This is a genomic window from Hydrogenophaga sp. OTU3427 (assembly GCF_038440225.1).
GTDB lineage: Bacteria > Pseudomonadota > Gammaproteobacteria > Burkholderiales > Burkholderiaceae_C > Hydrogenophaga.
On the sequence record NZ_JASATI010000001.1, the window covers coordinates 140831 to 154028 of the forward strand.

The window sequence follows — 13198 nt, forward strand, 5'->3', positions numbered from 1 at the left end:
ATATAGTAGCGACAAGCCTCCCGTTCCGGCACACGCTTCGCGAGCGCGCCGACGAACGGAGAGCCTTGCGCCCCACGACCCAGGAGACACCATGGCCGCACCTTCCATCGGCGAACAATCCGCCGCCGCCGTCATTGCCCGCTTTCTCAAACAGCGCGGCGTCCAGCGCGTCTACGGCCTCTGCGGCGGCCACATCATGCCGCTGTGGATGCGCCTGGACGCGGAGGGCATACGCATCGTTGATGTGCGTGACGAGCGGGCGGCCGTCTACATGGCCCATGCCGAGGCACAGCTCACCGGTCGCCTGGGTGTGGCCCTGGTCACCGCCGGGCCGGGCGTGACCAACGCCATGACCGGGATCGCCAACGCCCACGTGGCCCGCGCCCCGGTGCTGGTCCTGTCGGGCCTGCCGCCCAGCGCCCAGGAAAACCGTGGCGCCCTGCAGGACATCGTGCACACCGACCTGGTCCGCAGCATCACACGCTATGCCCGCACGGTGCGCCACCCGGACCTGGTGCTGCAGGAGCTGACCGAGGCCAGCGCCCGCGCGCTGGGCGAGGCGGGTGAACCCGGCCCGGTCTACCTGGATTTCCCGGTCGACACGCTGCGGGCCGATGTCGCCAGCGCCGTGCTGCTGCCCGAGCATTTCAACCCCACGCCGTTGTCCCCGCCAGCGCCGGCCGCGTCGGCCGTCGAAGCGGCCACGGAGTTGCTGTGGTCGGCCAAACGCCCGCTGTTCATCTCGGGCCGAGGGGCGCAAGGCGCTGGCGAGGCGCTGAGCGCGCTGCTCACCCGCCTGGGCGCGCCCTACCTGGACACCGGCGAGAGCCGGGGCCTGGTGGGCGACGGGCATCCCAGCGTCGTGGCGGCCATGCGCGGTGCGGTGATGGGCCAGGCGGATCTGATCGTCACGGTGGGCCGCCGGCTCGATTTCCAGCTCGCCTACGGCTCGCCGGCCGTGTTCGGCGAGGCCCGTTTCCTGCGCATCGCCGACTGCGCCGCCGAGCTGCGCGACAACCGGCGGGGCGCGGTCGAACTGCTGGCGTCGCCACGCCTGGCGCTCGAAGCCATCCTGCAGGCCGCCGGCGACCGCGTGCCCGCCACCGACACCGCCTGGGCCCGCGGCCTGCGCGAGCAGCACCTGCAGCGTTCGGACAAGCTGCTCGCCACCATGCGTGAGGCGCCCGCCGGCAGCGATGGCCTGATGCACCCGAACCGCGTGCTGGCGGCCTTGCGCGACGTGCTGCCCGCCGACGCGGTGGTGGTGGCCGACGGCGGCGATTTCCTGAGCTTTGCCCGCGTCGGCCTGCCCGCGTCCACCTACCTGGACCCCGGCTCGCTGGGCTGCATCGGCGTCGGCACGCCTTTTGGCGTGGCCGCCAGCCTGGCCTGCCCGGAGCGCACGGTGGTGGTGGCCACCGGGGATGGCGCCTTTGGCTTCAACGCCATGGAGATCGACACCGCCGTGCGCCATGGCGCGCCGCTGTTGGTGGTGGTGGCGAACAACGGCTCCTGGGCCATCGAGGTCCGCGACCAGCAGGAAACCCATGGCAAGGTGGTGGGCACCCACCTGCAGTTCGCCGACCACGCGGCCATGGCGCGGGCCTTCGGCATGCATGCGGAACGGGTGACCCGGCCCGAGGACCTGCCGGGCGCGATGGCGCGTGCCATGGCCCACCGCCCGGCCTTGCTGGACGTGGTGGTCACGCCCGAGGCCGCGTCGTCCGATGCCAAGTCGGGCCTGGCCTGGGTGCCCGACCTGCAGCCCCTGGCGGCCTGGGACGAGGCCGAGCGCCACTGGCGCCAGGGCGCCTGAGCGGCACCGGGCGGGTGGTCCGCTAGGATGTGGCACATGAGGCCGCTGTTATCCGCTCCCAGCCTTGTGGACCAGGTCCACAAGGCCATCCTGTCCGACATTGCCGATGGCAAGCTGCCGCCGGGCGCCCGCATCATCCAGGAGCAGATCGCCCAGGAGCTGGGCGTGTCGCGCCAGCCGGTCCAGCAGGCCCTGACCCTGCTGCGCAACCAGGGCGTGCTGCGCGACGCGCCGGGCCGTGGCCTGCAGGTGGCCGAGCTGGACCTCGAGCACGTGCGGCACATGTACGACGTGCGTGCCGTCATCGAAGGCCTGGCCTTCCGCAAGGCGGCCCAGACCAATGCCGTGACCGCCCAGGCCAAGGGACCGGCCTTCATCCGTGCCGGGCGTCAGGCGGTGGCCAGCGGGTCGGTCAGCGCCATGATCGAGGCCGACATGGCTTTTCACGACTTCGTCTATGGCCTGTCGGGCAACCCGATGGTGGCGCCGTCGATGGAGACCCACTGGACCAACACGCAGCGGGTGATGGGCGAGGTGCTGATGCGCGACAACAAGCCGCGCGACATCTGGGACCAGCACGAAGCGCTGCTGCAGGCGATCGCGGCCGGTGACGGCGAGCGCGCCGAGCAGCTGGCCCGCCAGCATATCCAGGAGGCGGCCGATTTCATGATCGCGCGCCTGGGCCACGAAAAAACCGCGACCTGAGCCGCGGGGCGTGCCAGTTCAGCCGGCCGTGGCCAGGGTGTTGTCGCGGGCCAGGGCGATGGCCTCGGCCAGCACGGCGCGGTCGCCCACGTGGTTGGCCAGGATCAGCACCAGCTTGGCCAGCATCATGTCGGCCTGCTCGTCGCTGAGGTCGCGCTGGGCGTTGATGAGTTCGGCGTAGAACACGTCGGGGTCGGCGATGTGGGCTTCTCGTTGGAGTGGCATGGCGTGTCTCGTGGGGGGTCAGTGCAGGGCCAGCGCGCGCGCCAGCGCGGCCTGGGCCAGCGTGGCGTCGAAGGCGCGCCAGCGCGCGGCCACGTGCTGGTCGGGGCGGATGAGGTAGACGGTGCCGGGCTGGCCATCGTAGCGCTCGGTGAGCACACCTTCGCGGTCGATGATGTCTTGGCCCACTTCCAGCACCTGGGCGGTGACACCGCCCACCGTCACCGGTGCGGCGGGACCGAAGCTCAGCAGCACGAAGCCCTGGCCCAGCTGGTTGAGCAGCCAGGCCGCGCGGCCACCCCGTTCGATGGGAGCGTCGGCGCAATTCGTGCCGGGGCGCATCTGACCCTGGAAGCTGTCGCGGTCGGGCGTGTTGAGCGAGGACGCAAGGTAGGGCGTGGGCGTGGACAGGCGCCCGCTGTTGACCAGCGGACGCGCGAAGGGCTCGGTGCGGGCCAGCTCCAGCACCGCGTTGCGCAGGCGCAGCGAGCTGCGGCTCTTGGGCGTGATGAAGTCGGTGGCGCGGGTCGAGTGGCCGATGTTGTCGTCGGCCGCGAAGGCGCGCTCCTCGTGGTACGTGTCCAGCAGCGCCAGCGGGGCGTCGCCGGCCAGCACGGCCTGGAGTTTCCAGCCCAGGTTGTCGCAGTCCTGCACGCCCGTGTTGGCACCGCGTGCGCCGAACGGCGAGACCTGGTGGGCCGCGTCGCCGGTGAAGATCACGCGGCCGTGGCGGAACTGGTCGATGCGGCGGCAGGCGAACTGGTAGACCGACACCCATTCGAGTTCGAACTCGACGTCGGCGCCCAGCATGGCCTGGATGCGCGGGATCACGTTCTCTGGCTTTTTCTCTTCCACCGGGTCGGCGTCCCAGCCCAGCTGGAAGTCGATGCGCCAGACGTTGTCGCATTCCTTGTGCAGCAACACGCTCTGGTGGCGGTGGAAGGGCGGGTCGAACCAGAACCAGCGTTCGGTCGGGAAATCGGCCTTCATCACCACGTCGGCGATCAGGAAACGGTCCTGGAAGAACTGGCCCGTGAAATCGGCCCCGGTCATGCGCCGGGTGTCGCTGTTGGCGCCGTCGGCGGCCACCACCCACTGGGCTTCCATCTTGAAGATGCCGTCCGGCGTCTTCACCGTGAGGGTGGCGTGGTCGGCGTGCTGCTCGATGGCCAGCAGCTTGTGTTTCCAGCGCAGATCCACCAGCGGTGAGTCCACGCAGGCCTGCACCAGCCGCTCCTCCAGGTGGTACTGCTGGTAGTTGATCATGGCCGGCATCTTGTGCTGCGTCTCGGGCAGCAGGTCGAAGCCGTAGGCCAGCGTGTCGCGGAAGAAGACCTTGCCGACCTTCCACTGCACGCCGGCTTCGGCAAAGGCCTCCCCCACGCCCAGGCGGTCCCAGATCTCCAGTGGGCGCTTGGCGTAGCAGACGGCCCGCGAGCCCACGCTGACGGTGTTGTTGTCGTCGATGATGACCGTCGACACGCCCCGGTGGGCCAGGTCCAGCGCCTGGGTCAGGCCGATGGGGCCGGCGCCGATGATGAGCACCGGATGGCGCTGGGGCACGCCGCTGCGCTGCTCCCCGCTCTGCACGTAGGCGTATTCGGGGTAGGTGTAGGTCTTCTGCATCTGAGGGCCTCGATTCAGTCCAGCTTGACGCCGATCTTGGTGATGACGGCACCCCACTTCTCGCGCTCGGCCCGGGCGTAGCTGGCCATGTGCTCGGGCGTGCCCGGCAGGGTTTCCAGGCCCATGGCCTGCATGCGGGCCTTGACCACGGTCTGGCCCAGCGCCTGCTGCAGCGCGCTGGCGAACCGGGCCGTGGCCTCGGGCGGTGTGCCGGTCGGCACCACCAGGCCTTGCCAGGCGTAGCCCTCGAAGCCCTTGATGCCCTGCTCGCTCACCGTGGGCACGTCGGCCATGGTGGGCACACGCGCCGGGCTGGCCACCGCGATGGCCTTGAGCTTCTTGCCGCTGATGAAAGGGTAGGCGGTGGCACTGTCCAGCCACATGGCGGGGATCTGGCCACCCACCACGTCCTGCACGCCCGGGGCGGCGCCCTTGTAGGGCACATGGGTCAGGCGCAGGCCGCTTTGTTCGCGGAACAGCTCACCCACCAGGTGGTGCGGGCTGCCCAGACCGGCCGAGCCCCAGGCGACCGGCTCCTTCTGCGCCTTGGCCCAGGTGGTGAAGTCGTGCAGGTTGTTCGCCGGCACGGTGTTGGAGACCACCAGGAACATGGGGAAACGCACCAGCAGGCCCACCGGCTGGAAGTCCTTTTCGGCGTTGTAGGTGAGCTTGGTGAACAGCGTCGGGTTGGCGGCCAGGGTGGCGAAGTCGGCGGTGAACAGGACGTTGCCGAGGTCGCGCGAGCGGGCCGTGTAGTCGGCGGCGATGTTGGTGCCGGCACCGGGCTTGTTGGTCACGATGATGGTGCGGCCCAGCTGCTTGGACATGGCCTCGGCGATGACGCGGGCGACCACGTCGGAGCCGCCGCCAGCGGCGTAGCCCACCACCCATTCGATGGGTTTGTCCTGCGCCTGGCCCGCGAGTGTGGTGGCGCCCAGGGCCAGGGCCAGCAGGGATTGGATGAAGGTCTTGCGTTGCATGGTTGTGTCTCCGGGGTGGATGAAAAAGGAGGCTCAGCCTTCCAGTGCGAGCCACATCTGGCGGTCGCGCTCGGCCGTCCAGATGCGCGGGTCGGGGTATTGCGTGGCCTCGTCATAGGCGCGGGTCACGTCGAAGGGCATGCAGTGGTTGAAGATGACCCAGTGGCCGTACTTGGGTTGCAGGGCGGCGAAGGTCTGCTCGTAGACCTGGCGCAGGTCCCGGCCCGCTGCCGCTCCAGCCTGGACGCTGGCATAGAGGTCGCGGATGAAGTCGCGCGTGCCGGCCAGGCCGGCCTGCACCTGCTCGGGCGTCTGCAGCGCGGCGCCGCGGCCGGGCACCAGTTTTTCGGGCTTGAGCGCCGCGATGTTGTCCAGCGTCTGTGGCCAGTCCTTGAAGTAGGCGTCGCCCGCGTAGGGCGTGGCGTCGAACTCGACCAGGTCGCCGCTGAAGAGAATCTTCTCGGACGGAATCCAGACCACGGTGTCGCCCTTGGTGTGGCCTCGGCCCAACTGGATCAGCTGCACTTCGAGCTGGCCCAGCCAGAGGCTCATGCGGCCCTCGAAGGTCAGGGTGGGCCAGGTCAGGCCGGCGGGCACGCTCTCGACGTTGCGGAACAAGCGCGGGAAGCGGCCGATCTCGCTGTCCTTGTCGAACTGGCCGCGCTCGACCACCAGGTCGTAGGTGTCGCGGCTGGCGATGATCTGCTCGCCGCCTTCGGCCATGTAGGCCGACGCCCCCAGCACCCGCACCGCGTGGTAGTGGCTCATGACCACGTACTTGATGGGTTTGTCGGTCACCTCGCGGATGCGGCGGATCACGTCCTGCGCCATCACCGGCGTGGCCTGGGTGTCGATCACCATGACCGCGTCGTCGCCAATGATGATGCCGGTGTTGGGGTCGCCCTCGGCCGTGTAGGCGTAGGCGTGTTCGGACAGGCGGTCGAAGCTGACCGTCTTTTCCTCGAGATCGGCGGCGGACGCGAAGGTCTTGGTGTTCATGGTGGGCTTCATTCCAAAATTTGACTATGAATAAATCGTTCGTCTAAAACGAATTAACGGATGGTAGTGAGAAAATTCGATAATGGCAAATTCATTTGCATAGGTGTAAACCCGTAGAATGGCAGAATCGCTCACCACCCACCCCATGCACACCCCTTCCTCCCTCCCTTCACCGCCGCTGGCCGCCCGTGCCGAAGACTTCGACGGCGAGGCCGACAGCGGCGCCGGCCGTGGTCCCCGGGGCATACAGAGCATTGAGGTCGGCAGCCAGTTGCTGAAGGCGCTGGCGCGCTCGGGCCGGGCCATGGCCCTGAAGGACCTGGCCCGCGCGGCCGACCTGACGCCAGCCAAGTCGCACCCCTACCTGGTGAGTTTTTGCAAGGTGGGCCTGATCGAGCAGGACCCCTTGAGCGGCCACTACGGGCTGGGCCCGCTGGCCATGCAGCTGGGCCTGATCAGCCTGCAGCAGATCGACCCGGTGCGCCTGGTGATCGCCGAATTGCCGGGGCTGGCGCTGCGTCTGGGCAACACGGTGTCGGCGGCGGTCTGGGGCGCCACCGGGCCGGTGATCATCCGGGTGGAGGACGGTCCGACGCCGGTGCGGGTATCCATGCGTCACGGCATGCCTGCCTCGTTGCGCACGACGGGCACCGGCAAGGTGTTCGCGGCCTTCCGCGAGCGCGCCGAAATCGAGGCCGCGCTGGCCGAAGAGGGCTTGCCCGGTGCGCTGGACGAGCCCGCCTTCGCGGCCGAACTGGCCGACATCCGGCGCGAGCGCATGGCTCGGGTCAAGGACGAGCTGCTGGTGGGGCTCAGTGCCCTGGCCGTGCCGGTGTTCGATGGCTTCGGCCGGCTGGTGCTGGCCATTGCGGCCATCGGCCCGAGCGCCTTGCTCGACCTGCGCACCGACAGCCCGCAGGCGCGTTCGCTGCGCGAGGTCGGCAACATGCTCTCCCAGCGCCTGGGACATGTGGAGCCCGTTCAAGCCGGCTGAGCGCGGACGAAAAAAAGCCCCGCGGTGAGCGGGGCTTGAAGGGATCCCTGAAATCCTATTTCGAAGAGATCCGAGGAGACAACCAGAAAATCCGGTGTGCCGTGACGGTGGATCAGCGCTTCTTGGCGGCCGTGGTCTTGGCGGCGTTGACAGCGGTGGTGGTCACGGTGTTGAAGTTGGCTTCGGCCATTTCAGCGGCTTGCTTGACGGCTTTCTGCACCGACTCCATGGCGTTGTTGGCGGCGGACACGGCGCTCTTCATCACGGCCACGGCGGTTTCGGAACCGGCGGGGGCGTTCTTGGCGGCGTTGTCGACCAGGTTCATGAACTTGGCCTGGGCTTCGGCGGCCTGGGCTTCAGCGGCCTTGCCGAATTCGGCGGAGGTGCCCGAAGCGATGTCGAACAGGTGGCGGCTGTAGGCCACGGTCTTTTCGGCCAGGGGCTGGAACAGGCTGGCTTGCAGGGTCAGCAGTTCCTGGGCGTCTTTCACGCTCAGCACGGCCTGGGTGCTGTTGGCGGTCTCGGCCAGGGCGGCCTTGGTGGCTTGCACGTTCAGCTCAACCAGCTTCTCGACGCCTTCGAAGGCCTTCTGGGTCAGGCCGAACAGGGTTTCGACGTTGGCTTTTTGAGCGGCGATGATTTGTTCTGCGGTCAGCATGGTCAGGACTCCTGAGGATGGTTGCAAATGAAGGGGCAGAGCGGCTGGACCTGGAGGCCTATGCTGCGCTGCAACATGGTTTGAATTATAGGAAGCTGCCGCCGATTTGCAAGCGTTTTTTGTTGCATTGCAACATTTTCGACGGCAGGCTCTAAATCGGTCGGATTTCATGTTCCAGACACAATGTGTGCCGTGAAAGCCTTTTACGCCGACCATTTCGTGTTGCCCCTGCCAACAGGCCACCGCTTTCCCATGGGCAAATACGCGGCCTTGCGCGAGCTGATCACGACCGAGTTGCCCGATGTGGAACTGCTGCAAGCCCTGCCCGCCAGCGATGGCGAACTGGCCCTGGTGCACACCCCGGGCTATGTGGCCGCAGTGACCGAAGGCCACCTCAGCGCGGCCGCCCAGCGCGAGATCGGTTTCCCTTGGAGCCCGGCCATGGTCGAGCGCGCCCGGCGTTCTGTTGGCGCCACCGTGCAGGCGGCGCGGGCGGCGCTCGACGGTGGCGGCGTGGCGGCCAATCTGGCTGGCGGCACCCACCATGCGTACGCCGACAAGGGCAGCGGATTCTGTGTGTTCAACGACGCGGCCGTGGCGGCCCGGCTGTTGCAGGCCGAATGGGGCCGCCAGCACGCGCGCAGCGGCCGTCCTGGCCTGCAGGTGGCGGTGATCGACCTCGATGTGCACCAGGGCAATGGCACGGCCAGCATCTTCCGCCACGATCCGTCGGTGTTCACGCTGTCGCTGCACGGCGAGAAGAACTTTCCCTTCCGCAAGGAGGACAGCGACCTGGACGTGCCCCTGCCGGACGGCTGTGGGGACGACGAGTACCTGCACGCGCTGGACCGGGCACTGGACGAGCTGGACCGGCGGGTGCAGCCGGGCCTGGTGTTCTACCTGGCCGGCGCCGACCCCCACGAGGGCGACCGCCTGGGTCGCATGAAACTGAGCTACGACGGGCTGGAGGCGCGCGACCGCCGTGTCTTCGATTGGGCCTGGCAGCGGCGCGTGCCGCTGGCCATGAGCATGGCCGGCGGCTATGGCCGCGACATCGCCACCACGGTGCAGGTGCAACGCAACACCTGGCAGGTGGCGGTGCACTACGCGCGGCGCTGGCACAATCGCCGACCATGACCGCTTCCGTCCCCGCCAAGCCCCAGCCCCAGGCCCGCAGCGCCTACCGGGTGTTCCGCACCATCGGCACGCGCTGGATGGACAACGACATCTATGGCCACGTCAACAACGTCGTTTATTACAGCTGGTTCGACACGGCGGTCAATGGCTGGCTGATCGAGCAGGGCGCGCTGGACATCCATGCCGGCGAGGTCATTGGGCTGGTGATCGAAACCCAGTGCAACTACTTCGCCCCGCTGGCCTTTCCGCAAGACGTGCACGCCGGCCTGCGCGTGGCCCACCTGGGGCGCTCCAGCGTGCGCTACGAGGTGGGCCTGTTCGCCGCCGATGGCGAACTGTGCGCCGCCGCCGGCCATTTCATCCATGTGTATGTGGACCGTGCCACGCGCCGGCCCGTGCCCCTGCCTGAACGGCTCAAACAAACCCTGGAGACCGCCCTGTGTCCATGAACCCGCCCGCGGCCGGCACCCACGCCGCCATCGATCCGGCCAGCGTCGACGCGGCCATCACCAGCCGCATGTCGGTGCGCGCCTTCCTGCCCAGGCCGGTGCCGCGCGAGACCATCGCCCACCTGCTTGAAGTGGCCAGCCGCGCGCCCTCGGGCACCAACACCCAGCCCTGGAAGGTCTATGTGCTGCAGGGTGCCAGCCGCGACGGCCTGGTGGACAAGGTCTGCGCCGCGCACGATGCCGGCCGCGCCGACCCGGCCCTGGCCGCCGCCCGCAAGCCCGCCTACGACTACTACCCCACGAACTGGGTCAGCCCCTACATCGACCGCCGGCGCGAGAACGGCTGGGGCCTCTATGGCCTGCTGGGCATCACCAAGGGCGACAAGGACAAGATGCACGCCCAGCACCAGCGCAACTTCCGCTTCTTCGATGCGCCGGTGGGCATCATGGTCACCATCGACAAGGTGCTGGGGCGCGGCTCGCTGGTGGACTGTGGCATGTTCCTGCAGAACATCATGGTGGCCGCGCGTGGCCACGGCCTGGACACCTGTCCGCAGGCGGCCTGGGTCGACTACACCGACATCGTGCTGCCCCACATCGGCGCTGGCGAGGGCGAGATGCTGGTCTGCGGCATGTCGCTGGGCTATGCCGATCCGGACGACAAGGTCAACGGTTTCCACACGCCGCGCGAGACGGTGGCGTCGTTCACCCGTTGGCTGGACTGATTTCATTTTTTTCATCACAAGGAACACACCATGATCACCACCCCTTCCGGCCTGCAATACGACGACACCGTCACCGGCACCGGCGACGTGGCCAAGGCGGGCAAGCGCGTCACCGTGCACTACACCGGCTGGCTTTACAACGACGGCGTGTTGGGCGCCAAGTTCGACTCCAGCAAGGACCGCAACGACCCCTTCGTGTTCCCGCTGGGTGCCGGCCACGTCATCAAGGGCTGGGACGAGGGTGTGCAGGGCATGGCCGTGGGCGGCACGCGCCGCCTGGTCATCCCGGCGGACCTGGGCTACGGCGCACGCGGCGCGGGCGGTGTGATTCCGCCCAACGCCACGCTGCTGTTCGAGGTCGAACTGCTGGCGGCCTGAGCCCGCGGCGCCGACGGCGTCACAAGAAGAACAAGCCGACCCCGTAGGTCGGTCATTCCCATCTGGAGGAGACGATGCGTCAGATCCGTTGGCCGCTGTTGCTGGCTGCCCTGTGTTTGCCCGGCCTGGCCGGGGCGGCCGACTTCGACGGTGCCGCCCTGTCCCCTGTGTGGGGCCTGCCCTTCGCCGGTCTGCTGCTGTCGATTGCGGTGGCGCCGCTGCTGGCGCCGCTCTTCTGGCACCACCATTTCGGCAAGGTCTCGGCGGCGTGGGCATTGGCCTTTCTGCTGCCCTTCGCGGCCTGGGCCGGGGTCGGCGTGGCCTCGCAAAGCCTGGTCCATGCGCTGCTGGCCGAGTACATCCCCTTCGTCATCCTGCTGACCGCGCTGTTCACCGTTTCGGGGGGCATCTACATCCGCGGCAACCTGCATGGCAGCCCGGGACTCAACACCGCCATCCTGGGCCTGGGCGCGGTGCTGGCCAGCTTCATGGGCACCACGGGCGCGTCCATGCTCCTGATCCGGCCGTTGCTGCGCGCCAACGACAACCGCCGGCACAAGGCTCATGCCGTGGTCTTCTTCATCTTCATCGTCTCCAATGCCGGCGGCTCGCTCACCCCGCTGGGTGATCCACCGCTGTTCCTGGGCTTTCTCAAGGGGGTGGATTTCTTCTGGACCATCTCCCACATCTTTCCCGAGACCTTGTTCCTCGTGGGCGCGTTGCTGGCCATCTTCTTCGCGCTGGACAGCTGGTTCTACCACCGCCGAGACGAGTGCCTGCCAGCCGACCCGACGCCGGACACCCGCGGCATCGGTTTCGACGGCAGCGTCAATTTCCTGCTGCTGGGCGCCGTGGTCGGCCTGGTGCTGCTCAGCGGTTTCTGGAAGTCGGACGTATTGATCCACATCCACGGCACGGACGTCGGCCTGCCCGGCCTGGTGCGCGACGTCGGCCTGATCGGCGTCACCCTGCTGTCGCTCAAGCTCACGCCCACCCAGGTGCACGTGGACAACCAGTTTGCCTGGGCGCCCATGGCCGAGGTGGCCAAGCTGTTCGCCGGCATCTTCCTGACCATCATCCCCGTGATCGCCATGCTCAAGGCCGGCGCCAACGGACCGTTTGGTGCCGTCATCGCCGCCGTTACCCGGTCCGATGGCTCGCCCGACCCTGCAGCCTACTTCTGGGCCACCGGTGCCTTGAGCTCCTTCCTCGACAACGCCCCGACCTACCTGGTGTTCTTCAACACCGCCGGGGGCGACCCGCAGGTGCTCATGACCACCCTGGCTCCCACCCTGGCCGCGATCTCGGCCGGCGCGGTCTTCATGGGCGCCAACACCTACATCGGCAACGCCCCCAACCTCATGGTCAAGGCCATCGCCGAAGACCGCGGCGTTGGCATGCCCAGCTTCTTTGGCTACATGCTGTGGTCGGGCGCGGTGCTGATCCCGCTGTTCGCCCTCATCACCGTCATCTGGTTCCGCTGAACAGGTCTCCCACGATCACAAGGCTCTGACATGACCCGACCCGCCATCCTGGTAGCCCGCCCCGTCTTTCCGCAAGTGATCGAGCTGCTGCGACAGCACTTCGAGGTCGACCACCACGCGGGCGACAACGGCCTGCCGCCGGCCGAGCTGATCGCGCGCCTGCAGGGCAAGGTCGGCGCCCTGACCACGGGCAGTGAACGCATCGACGCGGCCCTGCTCGACGCCTGCCCGCAGCTGCGCATCGTGGCCAACATGGCGGTCGGCTTCAACAACTTCGACGTCCCGGCCATGAGCGCCCGGCGGGTCCTGGGCACCAACACCCCCGATGTGTTGACCGAGACCACGGCCGACTTCGGTTTCGCGCTGCTCATGGCCACCGCCCGGCGCGTCACCGAAAGCGAACATTTCCTGCGTGCCGGCCTGTGGACACAGTGGCGCTACGACATGTTTGCCGGCGCCGAGGTCCACGGCAGCACGCTGGGCATCCTGGGCATGGGCCGCATCGGCCAGGGCATCGCCCGGCGCGGCGCCCATGGTTTTGGCATGAAGGTGATCTACCACAACCGCTCGCGCCTCTCCCCCGAGCTGGAGGCCGGCTGTGGGGCACGCTACGTCGACAAGGCCGAGCTGCTCGCCCAGGCCGACCACCTGGTGCTGGTGCTGCCCTACAGCGCCAGCTCGCACCACGCCATCGGTGCGGCCGAGATCGCGCAGATGAAGCCCACGGCCACGCTGATCAACATCGCCCGCGGCGGCATCGTGGACGACGCCGCCCTGGCCGTGGCCCTGCGCGAACGCCGCATTGCCGCCGCCGGCCTGGACGTGTTCGAAGGCGAACCCACCGTCCACCCCGATCTGCTGACCGTGCCCAACGTGGTGCTGACCCCCCACATCGCCAGCGCCACCGTGGCCACCCGGCTGGCCATGGCGCGCCTGGCGGCCGACAACCTGGTCAGCTATCTCACCCGGGGCCAGGCCCTGACGCCGGTCAACCCGCAGGCGCTGGCCCCGTAAAACCCTTTGTG

The 13198-nt window shown here is 68.3% G+C and carries 14 protein-coding genes; 9 read left to right on the top strand and 5 right to left on the bottom strand.

Features of this window, described 5'->3' with window-relative positions; all coding sequences use genetic code 11:
• Positions 1-91 precede the first annotated feature (91 nt).
• Together AAHB17_RS00635 and AAHB17_RS00640 are read left to right on the top strand one after the other, a co-directional pair.
• Positions 92-1816 (top strand): thiamine pyrophosphate-binding protein, encoded by a 1725-nt coding sequence (locus tag AAHB17_RS00635; RefSeq protein WP_342128473.1) that lies wholly within the window; start codon positions 92-94, stop codon positions 1814-1816.
• A 36-nt stretch (positions 1817-1852) separates the two neighbouring features.
• Positions 1853-2521, top strand: coding sequence for a GntR family transcriptional regulator (locus tag AAHB17_RS00640; RefSeq protein WP_342128474.1), 669 nt, complete (start codon positions 1853-1855; stop codon positions 2519-2521).
• An 18-nt stretch (positions 2522-2539) separates the two neighbouring features.
• On the opposite strand, the gene AAHB17_RS00645 is transcribed toward AAHB17_RS00640, so the two are convergent.
• From AAHB17_RS00645 to AAHB17_RS00660, 4 genes are read right to left on the bottom strand one after another with little or no spacing between them, the layout of a single operon-like run.
• Complete coding sequence (locus AAHB17_RS00645) at positions 2540-2746, bottom strand: DUF2783 domain-containing protein (protein ID WP_342128475.1); 207 nt, start codon at positions 2744-2746, stop codon at positions 2540-2542.
• 18 nt (positions 2747-2764) lie between these two features.
• Entirely contained in the window at positions 2765-4369 is a 1605-nt protein-coding gene (locus tag AAHB17_RS00650) for an FAD-dependent oxidoreductase (protein WP_342128476.1), read from the bottom strand.
• A gap of 14 nt (positions 4370-4383) precedes the next feature.
• Positions 4384-5349, bottom strand: a complete 966-nt coding sequence (locus AAHB17_RS00655; protein WP_342128477.1) for a Bug family tripartite tricarboxylate transporter substrate binding protein — start codon at positions 5347-5349, stop codon at positions 4384-4386.
• 33 nt (positions 5350-5382) lie between these two features.
• Positions 5383-6348 (bottom strand): MBL fold metallo-hydrolase, encoded by a 966-nt coding sequence (locus AAHB17_RS00660; RefSeq protein WP_342128478.1) that lies wholly within the window; start codon positions 6346-6348, stop codon positions 5383-5385.
• Between the two features lie 145 nt (positions 6349-6493).
• On the opposite strand from AAHB17_RS00660, the gene AAHB17_RS00665 reads away from it, so the two are divergent.
• Positions 6494-7342 (top strand): IclR family transcriptional regulator, encoded by an 849-nt coding sequence (locus tag AAHB17_RS00665; RefSeq protein WP_342128479.1) that lies wholly within the window; start codon positions 6494-6496, stop codon positions 7340-7342.
• A gap of 112 nt (positions 7343-7454) precedes the next feature.
• On the opposite strand, the gene phaP is transcribed toward AAHB17_RS00665, so the two are convergent.
• Complete coding sequence (gene phaP / locus AAHB17_RS00670) at positions 7455-8000, bottom strand: TIGR01841 family phasin (RefSeq protein ID WP_342128480.1); 546 nt, start codon at positions 7998-8000, stop codon at positions 7455-7457.
• Positions 8001-8183: 183 nt separating this feature from the next.
• On the opposite strand from phaP, the gene AAHB17_RS00675 reads away from it, so the two are divergent.
• The 6 genes from AAHB17_RS00675 to AAHB17_RS00700 all read left to right on the top strand — a co-directional run bounded on the left by AAHB17_RS00675 (position 8184) and on the right by AAHB17_RS00700 (position 13187).
• Positions 8184-9137 carry a histone deacetylase family protein gene (locus AAHB17_RS00675; protein ID WP_342128481.1) on the top strand — a complete coding sequence of 318 codons (954 nt, stop codon included), beginning with the start codon at positions 8184-8186 and terminating at the stop codon, positions 9135-9137.
• Positions 9134-9586: an acyl-CoA thioesterase gene (locus tag AAHB17_RS00680; protein ID WP_342128482.1), complete on the top strand. Its 453-nt coding sequence runs from the start codon at positions 9134-9136 to the stop codon at positions 9584-9586. Before AAHB17_RS00675 ends, AAHB17_RS00680 begins: the two co-directional genes overlap by 4 nt.
• On the top strand, positions 9583-10311 hold the full coding sequence (locus AAHB17_RS00685; protein WP_342128483.1) for a nitroreductase: 729 nt from the start codon (positions 9583-9585) through the stop codon (positions 10309-10311). The genes AAHB17_RS00680 and AAHB17_RS00685 overlap by 4 nt, the downstream gene beginning before the upstream one ends.
• A 30-nt stretch (positions 10312-10341) precedes the next feature.
• On the top strand, positions 10342-10689 hold the full coding sequence (locus tag AAHB17_RS00690; protein WP_342128484.1) for an FKBP-type peptidyl-prolyl cis-trans isomerase: 348 nt from the start codon (positions 10342-10344) through the stop codon (positions 10687-10689).
• A gap of 74 nt (positions 10690-10763) precedes the next feature.
• Positions 10764-12173: a sodium:proton antiporter gene (locus tag AAHB17_RS00695; RefSeq protein ID WP_342128485.1), complete on the top strand. Its 1410-nt coding sequence runs from the start codon at positions 10764-10766 to the stop codon at positions 12171-12173.
• Positions 12174-12203: 30 nt separating this feature from the next.
• The gene (locus tag AAHB17_RS00700; RefSeq protein ID WP_342128486.1) at positions 12204-13187 is read left to right on the top strand and encodes a 2-hydroxyacid dehydrogenase; all 984 of its coding nucleotides are present in this window, start codon (positions 12204-12206) and stop codon (positions 13185-13187) included.
• The last annotated feature ends 11 nt before the right edge of the window (positions 13188-13198 follow it).

Excerpts from the sequence above, each read along its gene's own strand:
- AAHB17_RS00635 (WP_342128473.1), top strand. The coding sequence starts at position 92 with ATGGCCGCACCTTCCATCGGCGAACAATCCGCCGCCGCCGTCATTGCC.
- AAHB17_RS00640 (WP_342128474.1), top strand. The coding sequence starts at position 1,853 with ATGAGGCCGCTGTTATCCGCTCCCAGCCTTGTGGACCAGGTCCACAAG.
- AAHB17_RS00645 (WP_342128475.1), bottom strand. The coding sequence starts at position 2,746 with ATGCCACTCCAACGAGAAGCCCACATCGCCGACCCCGACGTGTTCTAC.
- AAHB17_RS00650 (WP_342128476.1), bottom strand. The coding sequence starts at position 4,369 with ATGCAGAAGACCTACACCTACCCCGAATACGCCTACGTGCAGAGCGGG.
- AAHB17_RS00655 (WP_342128477.1), bottom strand. The coding sequence starts at position 5,349 with ATGCAACGCAAGACCTTCATCCAATCCCTGCTGGCCCTGGCCCTGGGC.
- AAHB17_RS00660 (WP_342128478.1), bottom strand. The coding sequence starts at position 6,348 with ATGAACACCAAGACCTTCGCGTCCGCCGCCGATCTCGAGGAAAAGACG.
- AAHB17_RS00665 (WP_342128479.1), top strand. The coding sequence starts at position 6,494 with ATGCACACCCCTTCCTCCCTCCCTTCACCGCCGCTGGCCGCCCGTGCC.
- phaP (WP_342128480.1), bottom strand. The coding sequence starts at position 8,000 with ATGCTGACCGCAGAACAAATCATCGCCGCTCAAAAAGCCAACGTCGAA.
- AAHB17_RS00675 (WP_342128481.1), top strand. The coding sequence starts at position 8,184 with ATGTGTGCCGTGAAAGCCTTTTACGCCGACCATTTCGTGTTGCCCCTG.
- AAHB17_RS00680 (WP_342128482.1), top strand. The coding sequence starts at position 9,134 with ATGACCGCTTCCGTCCCCGCCAAGCCCCAGCCCCAGGCCCGCAGCGCC.
- AAHB17_RS00685 (WP_342128483.1), top strand. The coding sequence starts at position 9,583 with ATGAACCCGCCCGCGGCCGGCACCCACGCCGCCATCGATCCGGCCAGC.
- AAHB17_RS00690 (WP_342128484.1), top strand. The coding sequence starts at position 10,342 with ATGATCACCACCCCTTCCGGCCTGCAATACGACGACACCGTCACCGGC.
- AAHB17_RS00695 (WP_342128485.1), top strand. The coding sequence starts at position 10,764 with ATGCGTCAGATCCGTTGGCCGCTGTTGCTGGCTGCCCTGTGTTTGCCC.
- AAHB17_RS00700 (WP_342128486.1), top strand. The coding sequence starts at position 12,204 with ATGACCCGACCCGCCATCCTGGTAGCCCGCCCCGTCTTTCCGCAAGTG.